This is a genomic window from Variovorax sp. GW821-FHT10D07, from assembly GCF_059415325.1.
Window position 1 is genome coordinate 165,968 of the sequence record NZ_JBWKMZ010000002.1, and the last position, 19,573, is coordinate 185,540.

The window sequence follows — 19,573 nt, forward strand, 5'->3', positions numbered from 1 at the left end:
GTCGAAATCGAACGGATAGCGTACCAGCGCGGGCCTGGCGGCGACGGTGTTACGCTCTCGGGCGCCCTCCTGCCCGCCCCCGCGCAGGCAGTGGAGGCCCAGCCACCCGCGGCCCGTCCGCCACGCAAGGAAGCCAAGGCCACGGCCTGCAGCGCAACCTTCCCCGACATTCCATTTCCATGTCCACCTCCACCCCGATCACCTCCTCCCGCACGCTGTCCTACGTCGCGCTCTTCGCCGCACTGATCGCCGCCCTGGGCGCCGTTCCGCGCATCGACCTGGCCCTGGGCGTGCCGATCACGCTGCAGACCCTCGGCGTGATGCTCGCGGGCTGCCTGCTCGGCCCGCGCCGCGGCTTTCTCGCGGTGGCGCTGCTGCTCGTGGGCGTGGCGCTCGGCCTGCCGCTGCTGTCCGGTGGCCGCGGCGGACCCGGCGCGTTCGTGACGCCCTCCGCCGGCTTCCTCGTGGGCTGGCTGTTCGGCGCCTTCGCCTGCGGCTGGATCATGCGGCGCTTCGCCGCCGCGCGCGGACGCACGCTGTTCGTCGCGGCACTGGCCGCCTCGTTCATCGGCGGCATCGTCGTGGTCTACCTGTTCGGCATCGCGGGGCTGTCGCTGGTGGCCCACCTGCCGCTGCAGAAGGCGGCACTTGCCAGCCTGGTCTTCGTGCCGGGCGACCTCGTCAAGTGCGTGGTCTGCGCGCTGGTGGTGCAGACGGTGGCGCGCGGCCTTCCGAGCTGGCGTCTCGATCGCGACTGATGACCGGCCCGGCGCCCGATTTCCGGACCGTTCACGCGCCGCTCGCCTGGTGGGCGCGGCACACGCCCGATGCGCTCGCGCTCGACGATGGCCAAACGCAACTGAGTTTCGCCGCGCTCGCGGCCCGCGTCGCGACGGAGGCCGCCGCGCTCGACGCCGCGGCCACGCCGACGGTCGCCTGGGCCAGCGCGAGCGCCTCGCCGGCCGACCAGCTCGCGAGCTTCCTCGCGATCCTCGCGAGCAACCGCACCGCGGCCGTCGGCGATCCCGACTGGCCCGAGGCCGTCCGCGACAAGGTAAGGACGCGCATGGCGCAGCACCTGGGCGCGGCCGCCGACATCGAGGAAGCCGACGCGAACACGCCCTTCTACATCGGCTTCACCTCGGGCAGCACCGGCGTGCCCAAGGGCTTCCGGCGCACGCACGGATCGTGGACCCACAGCTTCGAGATCTGCGTCCAGAGCTTCGGCCCCGCCACCGGCACCACCGTGCTGGTGCCGGGCCGGCTCTCGCATTCGCTGTTCCTGTTCGGCGCGCTGCTGGGCCTGTGGACCGGCGCGGGCATGCGCCTGCAGCGCCAGTTCTCGGCCGCCGCCGCGCTCGAGACGCTGCAGCGCGGCCTCGCGGGCAGCCTGGTCGCCGTGCCCAGCCAGTTGCTGCTGATGCTCGAGCATGCGCAGCGCCATGGCCTGGCGCCCGTGACGGGCACGCGCCTCGTGATGATCAGCGGCGCCCCGTGGCCGCGCGCGCGCACCGCGGCGCTGCGCGCGCTGTTTCCCGAGGCACGCATCATCGAGTTCTACGGCGCCTCGGAAACCTCGTTCATCGCCTGGGCCGACAGCGACGAGACCCTGCCCGACGACGTGGTCGGCCGGCCCTTCGCCAATGTCGAGCTCAGGATCGAGCCGCCCTTGCCCGGACTGATCTACGTGCGCAGCCCCATGGTGTTCAGCGACTACGTGACGCTGACGGCCGAGGAAGACGGCACCGCCGTGCTGCGCGACGGCGACTGGCTCTCGGTGCGCGACATGGGCCATGTGGACGAGGACGGCTTCCTGCACCTGGTCGGCCGGCAGCAGCGCATGCTGCTCGTGCAGGGCAAGAACCTGTTTCCCGAGGAAGTCGAGAACGTGCTGGCCGGGCATCCGGCCATCGCGGCCGCTTCGATCCAGGGGCTGCCGCATCCGCTGCGCGGCATGGAGGCCGTGGCCTTGCTCGCGCTGTCGGCACCGCTCTCCCGCGAGGAACTGCAGGCCTGGTGCCGTGACCGGCTCGAGCCTTTCAAGCTGCCGCGGCGCTTCTACCTCGTCGACGCCTGGCCTCGCACGCCGAGCGGCAAGACGGATCACGCGGCCCTCGCGCGGCGGTTGGCCGACATGCCGACGACGCAATGGGAGCGGCTGTGAGCCCACCCGTGATCCTCGGCTGGGCCCGCAGCGCGGTGGTGCCGGTCGGCGGTGCACTCGGCGCGCTGGCCGCGCACGAGATCGGCGCGCCAGTGCTGCAGGCCTTGCTGGCGCGCTCCGACGTTCCCGCGCAAGCGGTCGATGCGGTCGTCGCCGGCAACGCGCTGGGCGCGGGCGGCAATCCCGCGCGCATGGTGGCGCTGGCCGCCGGCCTGCCGGACCGCATCGCCGCGCTGTCGGTCGACACCCAGTGCTGCGCGGGCCTCGATGCCCTGACCCTGGCCGCCGGCCTGCTGGCCAGCGGCAATGCCGCCATCGCGATCGCGGGCGGCGTCGAGGCCTGGAGCCGCGCTCCCATCCGCCAGCATCGCCCGCGCGATGCCGGCGAGGCGCCCGTGCCCTACGACCGCCCTGCCTTCGCGCCCGATCCGGCGCGCGATCCCGACTTGCTGCTCGCCGCCGCGCGCCATGCCGCGCTGCATTCGATCGGCCGCGCGCAGCAGGATGCTTTCGCCGCAGAAAGCCATGCGAAGGCGCTCGCATGGCGCGAACGCATGTCGCAGGAGATCGTGCCCATCGGCGATGCCACGCACGACAGCTATGCGCGCGAACTCACGGCCTCGCGCATGGCCCGCATGCCGATCGAGGCGATCGCCGACACATTGTCCGACCCGGTCGTTGCGCAAGAGATGGCCGTCAGCCGCCTCGCAATCGCCCCGCGCGCCGACGGCGCCGCCTTCGTGCTGCTCGCCACGCCGCAGGCCGCGGCTGCGTTGAAGATCGCGCCGCGCTTCCATTGGCTGGGCGGCACCTCGATCGGCGTGGCGCCGGAGATGCCGATGCTCGGCGCCTCCACCGCCGCCGAAGCGCTGCTGCGCCGTGCCGGCCTCGATGCGGGCGCGCTCTGGGGCGCGGAGCTGCACGAGGCCTTTGCCGTGCAGGCGCTGTCTTTCATCCAGGCACTGGGCTTGCAGCCCTCGCGCCTGAACCGCGGCGGCGGCGGCCTGGGCCGCGGGCATCCGATCGGCGCCTCGGGCGCGGTCAGCCTGGTGCGCCTGCTCGCCGACATGGCGCACGATGCCCCGTCGGGCGCGCACGGCCTCGCGGCGATTGCCGGCGCGGGTGGCCTGGGCGCGGCGGGGCTGGTGCAGCGGCTCTAGCGCATCACGCGAAAGAAGTCGTCGAGCGGCCGCCGCGCGGTCCGCACGGCGTTCTCGGGCGCCTGCGGATCGGCATAGCCCAGCGCCAGGCCGCAGACGACGTGGTGCTCATCGCCCAGCCCCAGCGTCGAACGCACCAGGCCCGGATAGGACGCGATCGCGCCGATCGCGCAGCTGCCGATGCCCTGGGCGTTCGCGGCCATCATCAGCGCGAACAGGCACATCCCCAGGTCCATGTAGCAGCCACTGCCCATGCGTGCATCGATCACCACCAGCAGCGCCACGGGCGCATCGAAGAAGCGGAAGTTGCGCTCGAACTGCGCATCGCGCGCCGCCCGGTCCTCGCGTGCCGCCCCCAGCGCGCCATAGAGCGCCTGCGCCGCCGCGACCTGGCGCCGACGCAGGCTGTGGGGCATCGGGCGCGGAAAGTAGCTGTAGTCCTCGGCTTCCTGCTCGCCGTTGCGGAATGCGCCCACCAGCGCCGCGCTCAGCCGCGCGCGGGCATCGCCTTCGAGCGAGATGAACTCGCCGGGCTGCAGGTTCGCGCCGCTCGGGGCGCGGCGTGCCTGGATCAGGAGCTGTTCGAGGCAACCCTCGGGCAGGGCCTGGTCGGTAAAGCCGCGGGTCGAGCCGCGTTGCTCGAGCAGCGTCTGGAGTGCGAGGGGGTCGGGGGCGGAAGAAGCGGCTGCCGGGTCGGAAGCAAGGAGGCTGTGCATGCCGCATTTTCGCAAGCAATGCGAAGCGACCGCCGGCGCGGAAGGAAGCAGCCGCGCCGAGCACCCCAGCGCTCGGATTTCACAAGGCCTTCGTATAGAGAAAGCGATCCTTCACCATCCAGACGATCGCCCCCTTCGGCTGCCTCGTCAACGACAGCATGAACCCCGGATCGTTCGGCTTCATCCACAGCTGCATGCCACCCGCCACGGTCGTCGGCGGGCCGAGGGCGGCCACTAAAAAAGCCTCGGCGTTCTCGACGCGCAGCGCCTCGAGCTTCGCCGCGAAGCCGCGCTCCTCGGCCGTCATCGCCGCCAGGGCCTGCGCATTCCTCGCCGCCGGCGATTGCCCCGGATCGAATCCGTAGAGCAGGCGATTCAGCACGCCGTTCGAACTCTTCACGCCCAGAATGCCCATCAGCTCCTCGAAGTAGCCCACCGCGCGCTCGCGTTCCTCGGTGTCCTCGTTCTCCCAGGCGGGATAGGCGGCCTTGAACGCGGCCATGAGCTTCTCCTTGGGATCCGGCCGGTCCGCGAGCGGCTGCAACTGCACGGCCAGCGCATTGATCGTGGCCTCGAAGCGCAGGCGCTCCGGCTCGTTCATCGCGCCCGGGTACAGGGCTTCCGGCAAGAACTTCTTCTTGGCGATGAATGCGGACAGCGCCCGGGCCTGGGGGCCCGGCGGCGTGGAAGGCGAAGGTGGAGCGGCCATGGCGAGTTGACTGAAGAGGACGAGGGCGAGCAGGAAGACGCGCATGCCGCGCACCATACCTCCAGTCGATGCCGCCCGGCGTCCCCGCTTTCCCCACTCCCCGCATATCCATGCATGGATTTCTTCGTTGGTCCGGCACCGGCCGCTTCCTAGCATCGGCCATCCCTGTTCAGAGGCAGTTCCGCTGCCGGTCGCCATGTCCATCGAGAAGCTCTCCCCCTCCCGCGAATCCACCGCCGACGCACTGCGCGCGCCCTCACGCCGCGGCCTGCTGCAAACCCTCGTCTCGCTGGGCACGGTGGGCAGCCTCGGCGGGCTCGGCGCGGCCGCGCTCGTCGGCTGCTCGCGCGACGAGGCGAAATCCGCTTCGGCCGACGCGCCGGCCATCGTCAGGAAGACCGGCGACAAGGTCGCGTTCAAGTACCCCGACAACCCCTCGTTCGACCTGATCTACCTGGCCGACCAGCTCGGCTACTTCGAGGGCACGAACACGCGGCCGCAGTACGTGGGCAAGATCGCGGCGCCACAGATCATTCCGCTCGTGGGCACCGGCGAGATCGACTTCGGCAGCCGCATGGTGCCGCTGGTGATCTCGGCCATCGCCTCGGGCGCCGACCTCAAGGTGGTGGCCGCCGGCGGCAAGACGCTGCAGGAGGCGCCGCACATGAAGTACTTCGTGCGCAAGGACTCGGGCATCCTCCAACCCAAGGACCTCGAGGGCAAGACCATCGGCTTCAACAGCTTCGGCGCCTGCGCCGAGTTCGTGACCAAGAAGTACCTGCGCCAGCATGGCGTGGACGTGAACAAGATCAACTTCGTGGTGGTGCCCGACGAGCAGGCCGAACAGACGCTGGTCACGCGCAACACCGACCTCGCGATCATCCACGCGCCCTTCTCGGGCCGCGCCGACCATGCCGACGCGCTGGTGCGGCTGTGGAGCGACTTCGACCTCGACGGCGGCCTCGGCGGCATGGCGCCCTACAGCGCGCACGGCCGCTTCATCCGCGAGCATCCCGAGGCGGTGCGCGACGTGGTGACGGCGCTGGCCAAGGCCGGCAACTGGGTCAACGCGAATCCCGAGGAAGCGCGCAAGCTGGTCGCCAAGCGCATCAACATGGACCTGCAGAACGTGGACCGCTACGCCTACGTCGAGGACCTGGTGGTGACCGAGCCGCCGATCGAGTACTACGTCGACATCCTGCAGTCCGAGGGCAAGATCCCGGCCGGCAAGGTGGCGGTGAAGGACGTCTACACCAACGAGTTCAACCCCTTCGCGCAGGCGCCCTCGCAGCCCGCCGCGGCGAAGACCTGAGCGGCGCGCGCATGAGCGGCATCAAGATCTCGGCGCGCGACGTGCGCATGGACTACGCGGCGCGCGGCGCGAGCGAGCGCGTGCGCGTGCTCGAGGGCTTCGACCTCGACGTGCGCGAGGGCGAGTTCCTCTCGGTGCTCGGCCCCTCGGGATGCGGCAAGTCGACCTTCCTCGGCATCCTGGCCGGGCTCACCGAGCGCACCGGCGGTCGCATCGCCATCGACGGCCAGCCGGTCGCGGGCGTGCACCGCAACCAGGGCGTGGTGTTCCAGGGCTATGCGCTGTTCCCGTGGCTCACGGTGCTCGACAACATCGCGGTGGGCCTCGAGATCCGCGGCATCGGCAAGGCCGCGCGCCGCCGCACCGCGCAGGAATACCTCGAGCTCGTGGGCCTGCACGGCTTCGGCGAACGCTATCCGCACGAGATCTCGGGCGGCATGAAGCAGCGCGTGGCGATCGCGCGCTCGCTGGCCTACCGGCCCGACGTGCTGCTGATGGACGAGCCCTTCGCCGCGCTCGACGCGCAGACGCGCGAGATCCTGCAGGGCGAACTGCTGCGCATCTGGGAGCAGTACCGCAAGACCATCGTCTTCATCACGCACAGCCTCGAGGAGGCGGTCTACCTGTCCGACCGCGTGGCCGTGATGACGCAGCGGCCCGGCCGCATCAAGGCGATCATCGACATCCCGCTGGCGCGGCCGCGCTCGGCCGAGCTGCGCCATTCGAGCGAGTTCGCGGCCCTGCGCCAGCGCGCCTGGGAGGTGCTGAAGGACGAGGTGCAGATCGGGCTGAGGCCGCGTTCGCTCGAAGGCGTGAACCTGGGGTCGGTCTCGTGAGCGCGGTGCTCGAAGGCGCGCCCGCCGCGCCCGCGCCGCGCCGCACGCTGGCGCGCTTCGCCCGGTTCGCGGGCCGCTTCGCCGAACGCGCCGCCGGCATCGTGCTGTTCCTCGCGCTGTGGGAAGCACTGCCGCGCCTGGGCATCGTGAGCGACGCCTACCTGAGCCCGCCCTCGGCCGTGCTCGCGAGCATCGGCCAGCTGCTCGACAACGGCCAGCTCTGGAAGCACGTGGCCGCGAGCCTGCAGCGCTCGCTCTGGGGTCTGGTGCTCGCGAGCAGCGCGGGCGTGCTGCTGGGCCTGCTGATCGGCGGCTTCCGCCGGCTCGCGGCCATCGTCGACCCGGTGCTGCAGCTGTTCCGCCAGACCTCGGCCTTCGCGCTGTTCCCGGTCTTCATCCTGTTCCTCGGCATCGGCGAGCTGTCGAAGGTGGCGATCATCTTCTGGGCCTCATTCTGGCCCGTGCTGCTGAGCACGGTGAGCGGCGTGAAGCAGGTCGACCGGCTGCTCGTGAACTCCGCGCTGTCGATGGGCGCCTCGCGCCGCTTCGTCTTCTTCAAGGTCGTGCTGCCGGCCTCGCTGCCCTCGATCTTCACGGGCGTGCGGCTCGCGGGCGCCTACAGCATCACGGCGCTGGTGGCGGCCGAGATGATCGGCGCGCACTCGGGGCTGGGCTTCCTCACGCTCAACTCGCAGGAGACCTTCCAGATCCCGACCATGTACGCCGGCATCCTGTTGCTGGCGGTGCTCGGGCTGCTGCTGAACTACCTGCTGGCGCTGCTCGAGCGCCGGCTGCTGCGCTGGCGGCGCGGGTTGAGCCTCGATGAGTGAGAGCCCGCGCCCCTCTTCCTCCTCGGCCGTGGCCGGCCTGCTCGACGGCATCGGCCGCTGGCCCAGCCTGGTCGCGGCCGGGCCGGTGCTCGCGGTGGTCGCCGCGCTGGCCGCCGCCGGCGGTGCCTGGCCGAATGCCGACAACGCGCCGCGCGAGCGTGGCCTGTCGGGCCCCGCGACCTGGCTCGCATGGCTGCCGCCGCTGGCCGTGCCCGCGCTGGCCACGCCGCTGAATCAACTGCCCAAGGGCCCGGTGCTCGCACGCGCGATCGCGCGCGGCGAACTGGTCGTCGGCGTGCGGCGCTATCCGCGCCCCGCCCCGCCCGGCTCGCCCACGCCGCCCGAACCCGATGCCTTCGACGCCACGCTGGCACGCGAGCTCGCGGCCTCGCTGGGCGTGAAGGCCGTGCTGGTCGGCCTCGCGCCCGACGAGCGCGACGAGGCGCTGCGCGACGGCCGCGTCGACCTGCTGGTGGCCGGCGTGCCCACGCAGGGCCAGGGCGCGCGCACCGACGAAGGCGGCGCCGGCATCGATGCCGCGCCCGGCAGCTACGACACCGGCCGCGGCCAGGTGGTCGCGCTGCGCCGCGGCCGCGTGCAGGACGAAGAGGCGCTGCGCGGCGCCTCGGTCTGCGTCGGCGAAGGCTCGGGCTACGCGGGCGCGGTGGCGCTGCGCTATGGCGCGCAGCCGCGCAACTATCCCTCGGCGGTGCACGCAGCCTCGGCCTTCATGGCCGGCGAATGCGCGGCACTGGCCGAAGACGCGCAGGTGCTCGAGCGGCTGATGGGCAACGAGGAATGGCGCTTCTACAAACCGGTCGCGCAGGACCTGCGCGCACCGGCCGACGCGGCCGTGCGGCTCGCGGCGGGCGACACGGCGTCGCGCGACTACATCGCCGCCGCGCTGCGGCGCTGGCGCGCCAATGGCACGCTGGCGCAGGCGCGTGGGGCGCGTGCGGGGAATCTGCAGTTCGAGATCACCTTGCTCAAGGATGGGTTGGTCTGCCACTCGTGAGCGGAACGGAAAGCGGACAGCCGAACGCAGAAGGAAGACCAAAGAAGCGCAGAAGTCGCAGAAGGAAATCCACAAATGGCTTTTCTTCTGCGACTTCTGCGAAATCTTCGCGACTTCTTCGTTCGGCTGCCCGCCTTCTAACCCTCACCCGCCCACTGCCACTGCGCCAACGCGAAGTCCTGCGTCACCAGCTTCTCCGCCAGCAGGAACTTCTTCACCTCCTCGATCAGCCCCAGCCCCTCGGCGGGGTAAGCCGCCTCGGGATACTGGCTCAGCGGATGCGAGGCCTTGACCGCCTCGAGCGGGAAGCCGCTGACCTCGGCATGGAAGGCGTAGTAGGCCGCGCTGTCGGCGCGCATCTCGGCAATGGCGGCGCGGCGCGCGCGGGTCCAGGCGGCCGGCAGGCCGGGCGCGGTGGCGAGCAGCTTCGACGAGGCGACGATCACCGAGGTGCCGCGCAGGGTGGGATGACGGTCGGCCTCGTCGATCACGGGGTAGCCGCGCGATGCGAGCAGCGGGCCGACGTCGATCTGGGCCGCGAAGGCGGCGATCGAGCGCTGGTCGAGCGCGGCCTCGCCGTCGCGCGGGAACATGTGGATCACCTTCACCGACTTCTGCAGGCCATGTTCCTTGAGCAGGCCCAGCACGTAGCGGTGCATGTAGGAACCGCGCGCCACGCCGATGGCCTGGCCCTCGAGCTCGCGCACGCTGCGCACGCCGTCGCGCGGCGTGAGCAGCCAGACGTTCATGCCCACGGTGTCGAAGCCGATCAGCCGCGCATCGAGCCCGCGCGAGCGCGCGACCACGGCGGGCGTGTCGCCGTAGATGCCGACGTCGAGCACGCCCGAGATGAAGGCTTCGTTGAGATCGGGTCCGTTCGGGAAGTTGCGCATGACCACCTCCTTGAAGCCCAGCGGCGCGAGCTCGCGCTGCAACAGGCCCTGGCGCAGCGCCCAGCCGGTGGCGGCCGCGGGCTTCTTGCCCGGACCGATGTAGCCCAGGCGCAGCACGCCTGCGCCCGGTGCGCCCTGGGCGATCGAGAACAGCGGCAGCGTGGCCGCGGAAGCGGCGACGGCGCCGCGCAACAGCCGCCGGCGGCCGGTATCGACGGGCGCCGCCATCAGTGCGCGCGCCGCAGCAGTTCGAAGCTGGCGTCGGCCGAGGCCGTCGACTGGCGGCCACGCCCCCAGCCGATGTCGCGGCGGTAGCTGCCCATCAGCGCCTGGGCGGCCACGTCGCGCTCCTCGGCGGTGGCGCCGCGGTCGGCGATCGGCGCGACGTAGAGCGCGTCCTCCGGGCAGTAGAGCTCGCACATGAAGCAGGTCTGGCAGTCGTCCTGGCGCGCGATGCGCGGCAGGCCGCCGGGCACGGCCTCGAACACGTTGGTCGGGCAGGCGCTCACGCAGATGTTGCAGGCGGTGCAGCGTTCGGCGCTGATGAGCTCGATCATGCGGCCACCTCTTCCTCGGCGCGCCGTTGCACGGCGTGGCGTTGCACCCAGACCTCGTCGAGCCCGCCGCTCAGCAGGCGATGGCGCTGGGTCGGGTCGATGGCCGAATGCTCGCGCCGGCGGTGCATGCCGCGCGTCTCGGTGCGCTGCAGCGCGCTGCGGTACATCCAGCGCGAGGTGGCCAGCATGGCGGCCGCTTCGCGCGCGCGCACCGCGTCGGCCGCGCTGGCCGCCGGCGCGCCCTGGCGCAGGCGCTCCCACAGGGCGTCGAGCCGCGCGAGCGAATCGCGCAGCGCGTCGCCTTCGCGGAACCAGTTGCGTTCGTAGGGGAAGACCTCGGCCTGCACCGCGCGCACCACGGCCTGGCTGTCCCAGGCCTGCGCGCCGCGCGTGGCCAGCGCGACGCCGCCGGCACGCAGGGCCGCGCGTTGCGAACGCGCGCGCGCATCGCGCCCGAAGTCGGCCGCGCCGGCGCCGGCCCAGAAACCCGAGGACAGCGCCCAGGCCGCGTTGTGGCTGCCGCCGCCGGTGAAGCCGCCGCAGATCAGCTCGCGCGTGGCCGCGTCGCCCGCGGCATAGAGGCCGGCCACGGTGGTGGCGCAGCTGTCGTCCACCAGGTGCAGGCCGCCGGTGCCGCGCACCGTGCCCTCGAGCCGCAGCGTGACCGGGAAGTGCTGCGTGAAGGGGTCGATGCCCTGGCGGTCGAAGGAGACGAAGAAGTTCGGCTGCGCGGTGCGCATCCAGGCGCGGATCTGCGCGTCGGCACGGTCGAGGCAGGCGTAGACGGGCTGCGCCTGCAGCGTCTGCGCGATCACGCCGCGGCCCTTGGACGAGCCCGCGCCCTCGATCGCCACGCCGTCGGCCGTGTAGAAGGTGGCCCAGTTGTAGAACAGCGACTTGGTGACCGACGAGAAGGCCGGCCCGAGCCCGTAGGCATTGGAGAACTCCATGCCCGACAGGGCCGCGCCGACCTCGGCCGCCATCAGCTGGCCGTCGCCGGTCAGCACGTTGCAGCCCAATGCGCGGCTCAGGAAGGCGCAGCCGCCGGTGGCGATGACCACGGCGCCGGTGCGCGCCACCCAGCTTTCGCCGGTCTGCCGGTTCACGCCGGTGGCGCCGCAGACGGTGCCGTGCTCGTCGACCAGCAGCTCGAGCACCGGGCTGTGGTCGAGGATGCGCGCGCCCGCGGCCTTCACGCGCTTGCGCATCAGCCGCATGTACTCGGGGCCCTGCAGCGAGGTGCAGCGCAGCGCGCCCTGGTCGTCGACCGGAAACGGATAGCCCCATTCCTTGAGCGTCTCGACGTTGCTCCAGGTCTGCTCGAGCACGCGGTCCATCCAGGCGTGCTCGGCCAGCTGGCCGCCCATCGCGAAGCGGCTGGCCTTGGCCTCCTCGCGCGCCGTGCCTTCGGCCGGCACGTGCCACAGGCCGGTGCCCGAGGGCGCGGTGGCGCCCGAGGTGCCGCAGAAGCCCTTGTCGGCCAGCAGCACGCGCGCGCCGCGCGCGGCCGCGCTCACCGCGGCCCAGGCGCCGGCCGGGCCGCCGCCGATCACCAGCACGTCGGCCTCGTGGCGCGTGCCGCCATCGGCGCCCGAAAGAAGCTGCCGCTCGAAATCCCTGGCGCCCATGTCGCGTGTCCTCTGCTGCAAAGAAAGAAAAGAGGACCGACCGTATCAACGGCGCGGGCGCGGCACAAAGAAGGAATGCGCGCTTCGATATGCGCGGCCCTGGAATGCCGCTCAGTTGCCCCAGCGCAGCTTGAGGCCGGCCCAGACCGCGAGCAGCACGGCCGCGCCGAAGACCCAGCCCGAGAGCGCGCCGGCCATGGTGCCCGACAGCAGGTTGCCGACGGTGCAGCCCAGGCCGGTCATCGCGCCCCAGCCGAGCAGCAGGCCGCCGCCGAGCCCGCGCGCGACCTGCGCCGGCCGCGGCCACGCGGGCCGGAACTGCCCGCTCGCGAGCGCGGCCGCGAAGGCCCCGGCGACGAGGCCGCCGACCAGCAGCGCATTCGGCGTCTGCCACAGGCTCTGCGCCACGGCCGTGACGCAGCCCGCGAAGCCGTCGAGGCCCTCGAGCCGCTGCGGCAGCAGGCCCTGCCCTTCGCCGGCCGCGCGCGCCGCGCTGCCGAGCGCGGCCGTCACGCCCAGCGGCCGCAGCCGCAGCACCACGATCACGGCGATGGCGCCCACCGCGAGGCCGCCCCAGACGTAGGGCCAGCGTCCTCGCAGCAGCGCGCGCAGCGCGGCGCCGAAGCTCGCGGGCACCGCGGCGTTCTGCGCGGGCGGCAGGCGTCGCCACAGCAGCGCGCTCGCGAGCGCGAGCACCGCGAGCTGCAGTACGGCCGAGCCCGCATAGCCGAGGTGATGCGGCAGCCAGGGCACGGGCGCGGTGGCGATGGTCGCGCTGTAGAGCGGGTTCCAGGTGTTGAAGCCGAGCACGAAGCCCAGCGCCGCGCCCGCGAGCGCGAAGGGCGCGGTGGGCGAGCCCTCGCCGAGCCGGTACCAGTGCGCGCTGATGCACGAGCCCGACACCACCATGCCCGCGCCGAAGGCCAGGCCCGCGAGCACCAGTGCCCAGCTCACCGGGCCGATGTGGGCATCGGGCGGCAGCCGGCCCGGCTGCGGCACCGGCAGCCAACCGCTCATCACCACGTGCATGCCGAGCGTGCCCACCGCGAGCGCCGCGACGATCGCGAGCAGGCCGCGCGCGTCGCCGCGCTCGAAGTAGTCGCGCGCATGGCAATAGAAGCAGAAGCGCGAGCGCTGCAGCACGATGCCGAGCACCGCGCCGATGCCGAGCGCGAAGGCCAGCGCGCGGCCGCCGCTGCGCTCGCCGAGCAGGTGCACGCCGGCCGCGAGCAGCACCAGCACGACCGATGCCGTGGCCAGCGCGGGCCAGCGCGCCGCGCCCGTGCCATCCAAAAAAAACGAGCCCGAAGGCTCGCCCAATGCCGTCCGCGCTTCCGGCGGACGGCCACCCAACTCGTGATGACTCACGCACCCTCCCCGTTCTTCTTCTCTCCTCGAATCACTTCGACGCCCAGACGGTGCCGCTCGGGTTGTTCACCGGCACGCCGACCGCGTTGCCGTACTCGGTCCACGAGCCGTCGTAGTTGCGCACGTTCTTGTAGCCGAGGATGCGGTGCAGCGCGAACCAGGTGTGGCTCGAGCGCTCGCCGATGCGGCAGTAGGTGATGACGGGCTTGCTGCCGTCGATACCGGCGGCGGCGTAGAGCGCCTTCAGCTCGGCCGGCGACTTGAAGGTGCCGTCCTCGTTGACCGCGCGGCCCCAGGGCACGTTGGCCGCGCCGGGGATGTGGCCCGCGCGCACCGCGAGTTCGGCCGCGCCCGGCGGCGCGAAGATCTTGCCGCTGTATTCGTCGGCCGAGCGGATGTCGACCAGGCGGGTGTCCGACTTGCCGTCGGCCACCGCCACCACGTCGGTCAGGCGCGCGCGCAGCGCCGGGTCGGGCCGGCTCGCCTTGAAGGCGGTGGCGGCGTACTCGGGCGTGCGGTTCTCGAGCGTGCGGTTCTCGGCCTCCCACTTCTTGCGGCCGCCGTCGAGCAGCTTGACGTTGTTCAATCCGTACTGCTCGAACACCCAGGCGCCCCAGGCCGCGAACCAGTTGTTGTTGTCGCCGTACAGCACGATGGTGGTGTCCTTGTCGACGCCCGCGGCCGACAGCAGCTTCTCGAACTGGGCCTGGCTCACGATGTCGCGGCGCACGCGGTCGTTGAGGTCGTTGTGCCACGAGAAGTTGACCGCGCCGGGGATGTGGCCGCGCTCGTAGAGGCCGGGGTTCACGCTGACCTCGATCACGCGCACCTTGGCGTTCCTGAGGTTCTTCTCGAGCCACTCGGTCGACACCAGCGCCTCGCCGGCTTCGGCCGTGGATTGGGCGACGGCCACGGGGGCGCTCGCGATGAAGGTCAGCGTGGCAAGGGAGGCGGCTCGCCACCAGCGGCTCAGGATCGACATGCGTAACTCCTTGTGAAAAGTGCAGGCCGCACTTTAGGGAGTCGCCGCGCGCTCACCAACGAAGCGTTTGCGATATGGCTATGACCAATGCATCTGAAAGCGGCAGCCGCTTCGGCGCGATCAGGCCGAGGGCTTCGCGCCCTTGCGGCCGAACACCTCGGGCGCCACCAGCATGAAGGCGCGCACACGGTCGGCCAGCACCGCATCGAGGTCCTCGGGCATGGCCTCGGCGTAGATCCAGCGCCGCACGCCGATGTAGAAGATCCCGCCGTGCATGCCCCACATCAGCTCGCGCTCGCGCTCGGTGGGCTTGGCGCGCCCCGTGAGGCCGAGCTCGTGGCGCATCTCGCGCCAGATGTGCGGGAACAGCCGCTCCTTGAGCAGTTCCATGTACTGCCCCGGCACGTAGCCGTCGGACAGCCCCGAGAACACCAGGATGCGCACCCACTCCTTGGTGAGGATCGCGCGCGCATAGGCGCCGTAGAAGCGCACCAACCGCGCCTCGAGCGGCGTGGAACGGTCGGACAGCCACTCCTCCCACTCCTGCTGCCAGCGCTCGAGGTAGACCTCCTCGTACACGCGCTCGATCAGCGCGCGCTTGTTCGGGAAGTAGTGATAGAGCAGCGGATGCGTGATGCCGATCTGCTGCGCCAGCTCGCGCGTCTGGCCGTCGAGGCCGCGCTCCGAGAAGAAGGCGATCGCGCCGTCGAGGATCTGGCGCTCGCGGTCCTCGGTCGAGAGCCGCTGGCGCGCGGGCTTGACGGCCACGTTCTTCGGGTCTTCGGATGCGTCTTTCATGAAACGGCTGTTGTCTTCGGTGTTGTCGTTGGAGGGTCGCAATTTACCTCATGGTAAGTACCAATGATCTTATTGACCAATCGTTAAATACTCCGGCCCATGCGAACGGCACCGGCTCCCGGTGCGCCACCGAAGAAAGAGACGACGGATGGAACTGCAAGGCGAACAGTGGATTCCCGCGGGCCGCGAGACGGTCTGGCGCGCCCTCGACGATCCCGAGCTGCTGGCGCGCTGCGTGCCCGGTTGCGAGGAGATCCGCCGGCTCGGCGAGAACGAGATGGAGGCGCGGCTGCTCGCCAAGATCGGCCCGGTGCGCGCGCATTTCAGCGGTCGCATCCGCCGGCTCGACGTGGTCGAGCCGCAGAGCTGCCGCATCGCCTTCGAGGGCAGCGGCGGCGCGGCCGGCATGGCCAAGGGCGAATCGCGCGTCACGCTCGCCACCGAGGGCAACGGCACGCGGCTGAGCTACACGGTCGAGGCGGCCGTCGGCGGCAAGCTCGGGCAGATCGGCGGCCGTCTCGTGAATGCCTCGGCACGCAAGATGGCCGACGAGTTCTTTCTCGCGCTCAACGAGCAGCTCGCGCCCAAGCCCACGGCGCAGGTGCTCGAAGCCGCGGCGGGCAGGCCCGAGGCACGGCGCGAAACCGTCTCCGCGTCGGCGGCACTGGCGGCACCCGTGCGCGCCGCCACCGCATCGGCCGGCTTCGGCCCCTGGTCCGGCGAACTGCAGCGCCTGCTGTGGCTCGCGATCGGCAGCGGCATCGGCTGGCTCGCGAGCCGCGCGTTCTGAGCCAGGAAAGCCCGCGATGAAAGCCCCCGCCTTCTCCTACCTGCGCGCGCAGAGCCTGGCCCAGACCTCGGCCCTGCTGCGCGAGCACGGCGACGCGGCCCGCGTGCTGGCTGGCGGCCAGACCCTGCTGGCCACGCTCAACATGCGGCTGTCGAAGCCGCAACTGCTGATCGACATCGCCGCCCTGCCCGAGCTGCGCGGCATCGAGCTGCGCGGCGACTTCCTGCGCATCGGCGCGCTGGTGCGGCACGTCGACATCGAATGCTCGGAGCTGATCGCGCAGCGGCTGCCGCTGCTGTCGCAGGCCGCGCCGCACGTGGCGCATGCGGCGATCCGCAACCGCGGCACGCTCGGCGGCTCGATCGCCTTCGCCGATCCCGCGGCCGAGTGGCCGGCCTGCGCGCTCGCGGCCGATGCCGAGCTGATCGTGAGCGACGGCCAGCGCGAGCGCCGCGTGATGGCCGGCGACTTCTTCATCGACCTCTACCAGACCGACCTGCGCGCGCACGAGGTGCTGGTGGCGCTCGAGTTCCCGCTGCCGGGCCCGGCGCGCCGCTTCGCCTTCGCCGAACTCGCGCGGCGCCATGGCGACTACGCCATCGTGGGCATCGCGCTGGCCGCCGACGTGCACGAGGGCCGGCTGTCCGACCTGCGCATTGCCTTCTTCGGCATGGGCAACACGCCGATGCGCGCGCTCGGCGCCGAGACCCGGCTGGCCGGCACCCAGGCCGACGAAAGCACGCTCGAGGCGGCCGTGCTGAGCCTCGACGAGGACATGCAGCCCGATGCCGACCTGCACAGCAGCGCCGCGGCCAAGCGCCACTTGGCCGGCGTGCTGCTGCGGCGCGCGGTCGAGCGCGTGCTGCAACCGGAGACCGCCCAGTGATGGACACCACCGACACCCACGACCTCCAGCTCGCGGTGCGCATCGAGGTCAACGGCGAGGTGCACGCCTGCCGCGTGGAGCCGCGCCAGCACCTGGTCGACTGGCTGCGCGACGAGCTCGGCCTGAAGGGCACGCGCGTGGGCTGCGAGCACGGCGTGTGCGGCGCCTGCACGGTGCTGATCGACGGCGAGATCGCGCGCGGCTGCCTGGTGCTCGCGGTGCAGGCCGACGGCCGGCGCATCGAGACCATCGAGGGCCTGTCCGACGCCGGCACGCTCGCCGACCTGCAGCGCAGCTTCTCGGCGCGCAATGCCGCGCAGTGCGGCGCCTGCACCTCGGGCATGTTGCTGACCGCGCATGCGCTGCTCGAACGCACGCCCTGCCCGGGCCGCGAAACGATCCGCGAACAGATCTCGGGCAACTACTGCCGCTGCACGGGCTACCACGCGATCGTCGACGCGATCGCGCTGGCCGGGCAGGAACGGCAGGCACGATGCGGCGGCTGTACCGGCCCCGCGGGGAGCGCGGCATGAACGACCTCACCCTCCCCGCGCCGGTGCGCGAGATCGAGGCGCAGCGCTACATCGGCCAGTCGGTCGAGCGGCCCAACATGCAGCGGCTCACGCAGGGCCGCGCGAACTACGTCGACGACCTCGAGCTGCCGCGCATGCTGCACGTGGTCTACCTGCGCAGCCCGCATGCGCATGCGCGCATCGTGCGCATCGATGCCGAGGCGGCGCGCCGCATGCCGGGCATCGCGGCCATCGTCGACGGCCGCCAGCTCGCGGCGGTCTGCGCGCCCTGGGTCGGCACGCTCAAGCACCTGGCAGGCATGCGCTCGCCGCCGCAGCATGCGCTGGCGATCGAGCGCGCCACCTGGCAGGGCGAGGCGGTGCTCGCCATCCTCGGCCGCACCCGCGCGCTGGCCGAGGACGCGCTCGACGCGGTCCAGGTCGAATGGGAGCCGCTGCCCGCCGCGGTGCACATGGACACGGCGCTCGATGCCGCCACGCCGGTGATCCATCCCGAGCTCGGCAGCAACCTGTGCTTCCACCGCGAGATCGACACCGGCGGCGTGGAAGCGGTGTTCGAGGGCGCCGACGTGGTGGTCGAGGACGAGTTCCGCTTCGGCCGCCACACCGGCGTGACGCTGGAACCGCGCGCCGTGCTGGCCGACTTCACGCCCACCGGCCGGCGCCTGGTGGTGCACCACTCGCACCAGGCGCCGCACATGATGGCCGACCTCTATGCGCGCCAGCTCGGCCTGCAGGAGGCCGACGTGCGCGTGGTCTGCCGCGACGTCGGCGGTTCCTTCGGCATCAAGGTGCATGCCTATGCCGACGACTTCGCGACGGTGGCGCTGTCGGTGCTGCTGGGGCGGCCCGTCAAGTTCGTCGCCGACCGGCTCGAGTCCTTCGTCACCGACGTGCATGCGCGCGAGCACCGCGTGAAGGCGCGGCTCGCACTGGCGCGCGACGGCCGCATGCTGGCGTTCCAGATCGACGACCTCACGGGCATCGGCCCGTTCTCGATGTTCCCGCGCACCAGCGCGATCGAGGGCAACCAGGTCATCAACATCACGGGTGGCCCCTACAAGCACGCGCACTACAAGGCCACGCTCGATGTCGCCTTCCTCAACAAGGTGCAGACCAGCCAGTACCGCGGCGTCGGCCATCCGATCGCCTGCACCGTGACCGAGGGGCTGGTCGATCTCGCCGCGGCGAAGCTGGGCATCGACCCGCTCGAACTGCGGCGCCGCAACGTGATGGAGGACGGCAGCTATCCGCGCCAGGGTGCCTCGGGCATCCTGCTCGAGGGGCTGTCGCACCAGGCCTGCCTGGACCGCATCGAGACGCTGATGGACTACGGCGCGCTGCGCCGCGAGCAGGCCGCGCTGCGCGAGCGCGGCGTGCACCGCGGCATCGGCCTGGCGGCGCTGATCGAGCTGACCAATCCCGGCCCGGCCTTCTACGGCGTGGGCGGCGCGCGCATCGCGGCGCAGGATGGCGCGACCGTGCGGCTCGATCCCACCGGCGTGGTGCACTGCGCCACCGGCGTGGGCGAACAGGGCCAGGGCACCGAGACCATCTTCGCGCAGATCGTGGCCGACACGCTGGGCCTGCCGATGGCCTCGGTGCGCGTGCTGACCGGCGACACCGCGGCCACGCCCTACGGCGGCGGCACCTGGGCGTCGCGCGGCGCGGGCATCGGCGGCGAGGCCGTGCTGCTCGCGAGCCGCGACCTGCGCCGCCACATCCTGGCGCTGGCGGCCGCGCACCTCAAGCGGCCGGCCGAGGGCCTGACGATCGCGCACGGCGAGGTGCGCTGCCTGGCCACCGGCGACACGCTGTCCGACCTGGCCGAGCTCGGCCGGCTCGCGCACTTCCGCCCCGACCTGCTGCCCGCGGGCTTCCAGCCCGAGCTGGTGGTCACGCGCCACTATGCGCAGCGCGACTATCCCTTCGTCTTCACCAACGGCGTGCAGGCCTCGTATGTCGAGGTCGACGTCGACACCGGCTTCGTGCGGCTGCTGCGCCACTGGGTGGTGGAGGACTGCGGGCGCGTGCTCAACCCGATGCTGGTCGACGAGCAGATCCGCGGCGCCGTGGTGCAGGGCATCGGCGGCGTGCTCTACGAGGAATGCCTCTACGACGACCACGGCCTGATGCGCAACGGCAGCATGGCCGACTACCTGGTGCCGATGGCCTTCGAGATGCCCGACATCGAGGTGGCCCATATCGAGACGCCCACGCGCACTTCGCAGCTCGGCGCCAAGGGCGCGGGCGAGGCGGGCACGGCGGGTGCGCCGGCCGCCGTGCTCAACGCGATCAACGACGCGCTGCGGCCCTTCGGCGCCCGCGTGTCGGAACAGCCCGTGACCCCCGAGAAAGTGCTGCGCGCCCTCGGGCGCATCTGATTTCCGGCCGCG

19 protein-coding genes are annotated in these 19,573 nt (G+C 71.9%); 11 read left to right on the forward strand and 8 right to left on the reverse strand.

The window, feature by feature from the left end; translation table 11 throughout:
• The first annotated feature begins 179 nt into the window (after nt 1-179).
• From AC07PU_RS05950 to AC07PU_RS05960, 3 genes are read left to right on the forward strand one after another with little or no spacing between them, the layout of a single operon-like run.
• Nucleotides 180-758: a biotin transporter BioY gene (locus AC07PU_RS05950; protein WP_495316060.1), complete on the forward strand. Its 579-nt coding sequence runs from the start codon at nt 180-182 to the stop codon at nt 756-758.
• Nucleotides 758-2,164 (forward strand): AMP-binding protein, encoded by a 1,407-nt coding sequence (locus tag AC07PU_RS05955; protein WP_495316062.1) that lies wholly within the window; start codon nt 758-760, stop codon nt 2,162-2,164. The genes AC07PU_RS05950 and AC07PU_RS05955 overlap by 1 nt, the downstream gene beginning before the upstream one ends.
• The gene (locus AC07PU_RS05960; protein WP_495316064.1) at nt 2,149-3,324 is read left to right on the forward strand and encodes a thiolase family protein; all 1,176 of its coding nucleotides are present in this window, start codon (nt 2,149-2,151) and stop codon (nt 3,322-3,324) included. The genes AC07PU_RS05955 and AC07PU_RS05960 overlap by 16 nt, the downstream gene beginning before the upstream one ends.
• On the opposite strand, the gene AC07PU_RS05965 is transcribed toward AC07PU_RS05960, so the two are convergent.
• Together AC07PU_RS05965 and AC07PU_RS05970 are read right to left on the reverse strand one after the other, a co-directional pair.
• On the reverse strand, nt 3,321-4,040 hold the full coding sequence (locus tag AC07PU_RS05965; protein ID WP_495316066.1) for a nitroreductase: 720 nt from the start codon (nt 4,038-4,040) through the stop codon (nt 3,321-3,323). The two genes, AC07PU_RS05960 and AC07PU_RS05965, sit on opposite strands and share 4 nt — an antisense overlap.
• A 79-nt stretch (nt 4,041-4,119) precedes the next feature.
• Nucleotides 4,120-4,794 (reverse strand): DUF4844 domain-containing protein, encoded by a 675-nt coding sequence (locus AC07PU_RS05970; protein ID WP_495316068.1) that lies wholly within the window; start codon nt 4,792-4,794, stop codon nt 4,120-4,122.
• Nucleotides 4,795-4,945: 151 nt separating this feature from the next.
• Between AC07PU_RS05970 and AC07PU_RS05975 the strand changes: the two genes are divergently transcribed.
• From AC07PU_RS05975 to AC07PU_RS05990, 4 genes are read left to right on the forward strand one after another with little or no spacing between them, the layout of a single operon-like run.
• Nucleotides 4,946-6,061: an ABC transporter substrate-binding protein gene (locus AC07PU_RS05975; protein WP_495316070.1), complete on the forward strand. Its 1,116-nt coding sequence runs from the start codon at nt 4,946-4,948 to the stop codon at nt 6,059-6,061.
• Nucleotides 6,062-6,072: 11 nt separating this feature from the next.
• Nucleotides 6,073-6,897, forward strand: a complete 825-nt coding sequence (locus tag AC07PU_RS05980; protein ID WP_495316072.1) for an ABC transporter ATP-binding protein — start codon at nt 6,073-6,075, stop codon at nt 6,895-6,897.
• A complete protein-coding gene (locus tag AC07PU_RS05985) occupies nt 6,894-7,727 on the forward strand; it encodes an ABC transporter permease (protein WP_093342527.1) in 834 nt (277 codons plus the stop codon). Before AC07PU_RS05980 ends, AC07PU_RS05985 begins: the two co-directional genes overlap by 4 nt.
• The gene (locus AC07PU_RS05990) at nt 7,720-8,742 is read left to right on the forward strand and encodes a transporter substrate-binding domain-containing protein (RefSeq protein ID WP_495316074.1); all 1,023 of its coding nucleotides are present in this window, start codon (nt 7,720-7,722) and stop codon (nt 8,740-8,742) included. The genes AC07PU_RS05985 and AC07PU_RS05990 overlap by 8 nt, the downstream gene beginning before the upstream one ends.
• 137 nt (nt 8,743-8,879) lie before the next feature.
• Here the strand turns inward: AC07PU_RS05990 and AC07PU_RS05995 are convergent, their stop codons facing one another.
• From AC07PU_RS05995 to AC07PU_RS06020, 6 genes are all read right to left on the reverse strand, one after another.
• Complete coding sequence (locus AC07PU_RS05995) at nt 8,880-9,863, reverse strand: ABC transporter substrate-binding protein (RefSeq protein WP_495316076.1); 984 nt, start codon at nt 9,861-9,863, stop codon at nt 8,880-8,882.
• Nucleotides 9,863-10,192 (reverse strand): 4Fe-4S binding protein, encoded by a 330-nt coding sequence (locus tag AC07PU_RS06000; RefSeq protein WP_057594253.1) that lies wholly within the window; start codon nt 10,190-10,192, stop codon nt 9,863-9,865. The genes AC07PU_RS05995 and AC07PU_RS06000 overlap by 1 nt, the downstream gene beginning before the upstream one ends.
• Entirely contained in the window at nt 10,189-11,820 is a 1,632-nt protein-coding gene (locus AC07PU_RS06005) for an FAD-dependent oxidoreductase (protein WP_495316078.1), read from the reverse strand. The genes AC07PU_RS06000 and AC07PU_RS06005 overlap by 4 nt, the downstream gene beginning before the upstream one ends.
• Before the next feature lie 111 nt (nt 11,821-11,931).
• Nucleotides 11,932-13,113 carry a YeeE/YedE family protein gene (locus AC07PU_RS06010; RefSeq protein WP_495316080.1) on the reverse strand — a complete coding sequence of 394 codons (1,182 nt, stop codon included), beginning with the start codon at nt 13,111-13,113 and terminating at the stop codon, nt 11,932-11,934.
• 106 nt (nt 13,114-13,219) lie between these two features.
• Complete coding sequence (locus tag AC07PU_RS06015) at nt 13,220-14,170, reverse strand: sulfurtransferase (protein WP_093342532.1); 951 nt, start codon at nt 14,168-14,170, stop codon at nt 13,220-13,222.
• A gap of 120 nt (nt 14,171-14,290) precedes the next feature.
• Entirely contained in the window at nt 14,291-14,968 is a 678-nt protein-coding gene (locus AC07PU_RS06020) for a TetR/AcrR family transcriptional regulator (RefSeq protein ID WP_064262322.1), read from the reverse strand.
• A 148-nt stretch (nt 14,969-15,116) separates the two neighbouring features.
• Here AC07PU_RS06020 and AC07PU_RS06025 point away from each other — a divergent pair, with 148 nt between their 5' ends.
• Genes AC07PU_RS06025 through AC07PU_RS06040 form a run of 4 tightly spaced genes read left to right on the forward strand, consistent with a single transcriptional unit; the run spans nt 15,117 to nt 19,561 of the window.
• Nucleotides 15,117-15,758, forward strand: coding sequence for an SRPBCC family protein (locus tag AC07PU_RS06025; RefSeq protein WP_495316082.1), 642 nt, complete (start codon nt 15,117-15,119; stop codon nt 15,756-15,758).
• Nucleotides 15,759-15,774: 16 nt separating this feature from the next.
• Nucleotides 15,775-16,644 (forward strand): FAD binding domain-containing protein, encoded by an 870-nt coding sequence (locus AC07PU_RS06030; protein WP_208509302.1) that lies wholly within the window; start codon nt 15,775-15,777, stop codon nt 16,642-16,644.
• A complete protein-coding gene (locus AC07PU_RS06035; RefSeq protein WP_495317240.1) occupies nt 16,644-17,177 on the forward strand; it encodes a (2Fe-2S)-binding protein in 534 nt (177 codons plus the stop codon). Before AC07PU_RS06030 ends, AC07PU_RS06035 begins: the two co-directional genes overlap by 1 nt.
• Complete coding sequence (locus AC07PU_RS06040) at nt 17,174-19,561, forward strand: xanthine dehydrogenase family protein molybdopterin-binding subunit (protein WP_495316084.1); 2,388 nt, start codon at nt 17,174-17,176, stop codon at nt 19,559-19,561. The genes AC07PU_RS06035 and AC07PU_RS06040 overlap by 4 nt, the downstream gene beginning before the upstream one ends.
• Nucleotides 19,562-19,573 lie beyond the last annotated feature (12 nt).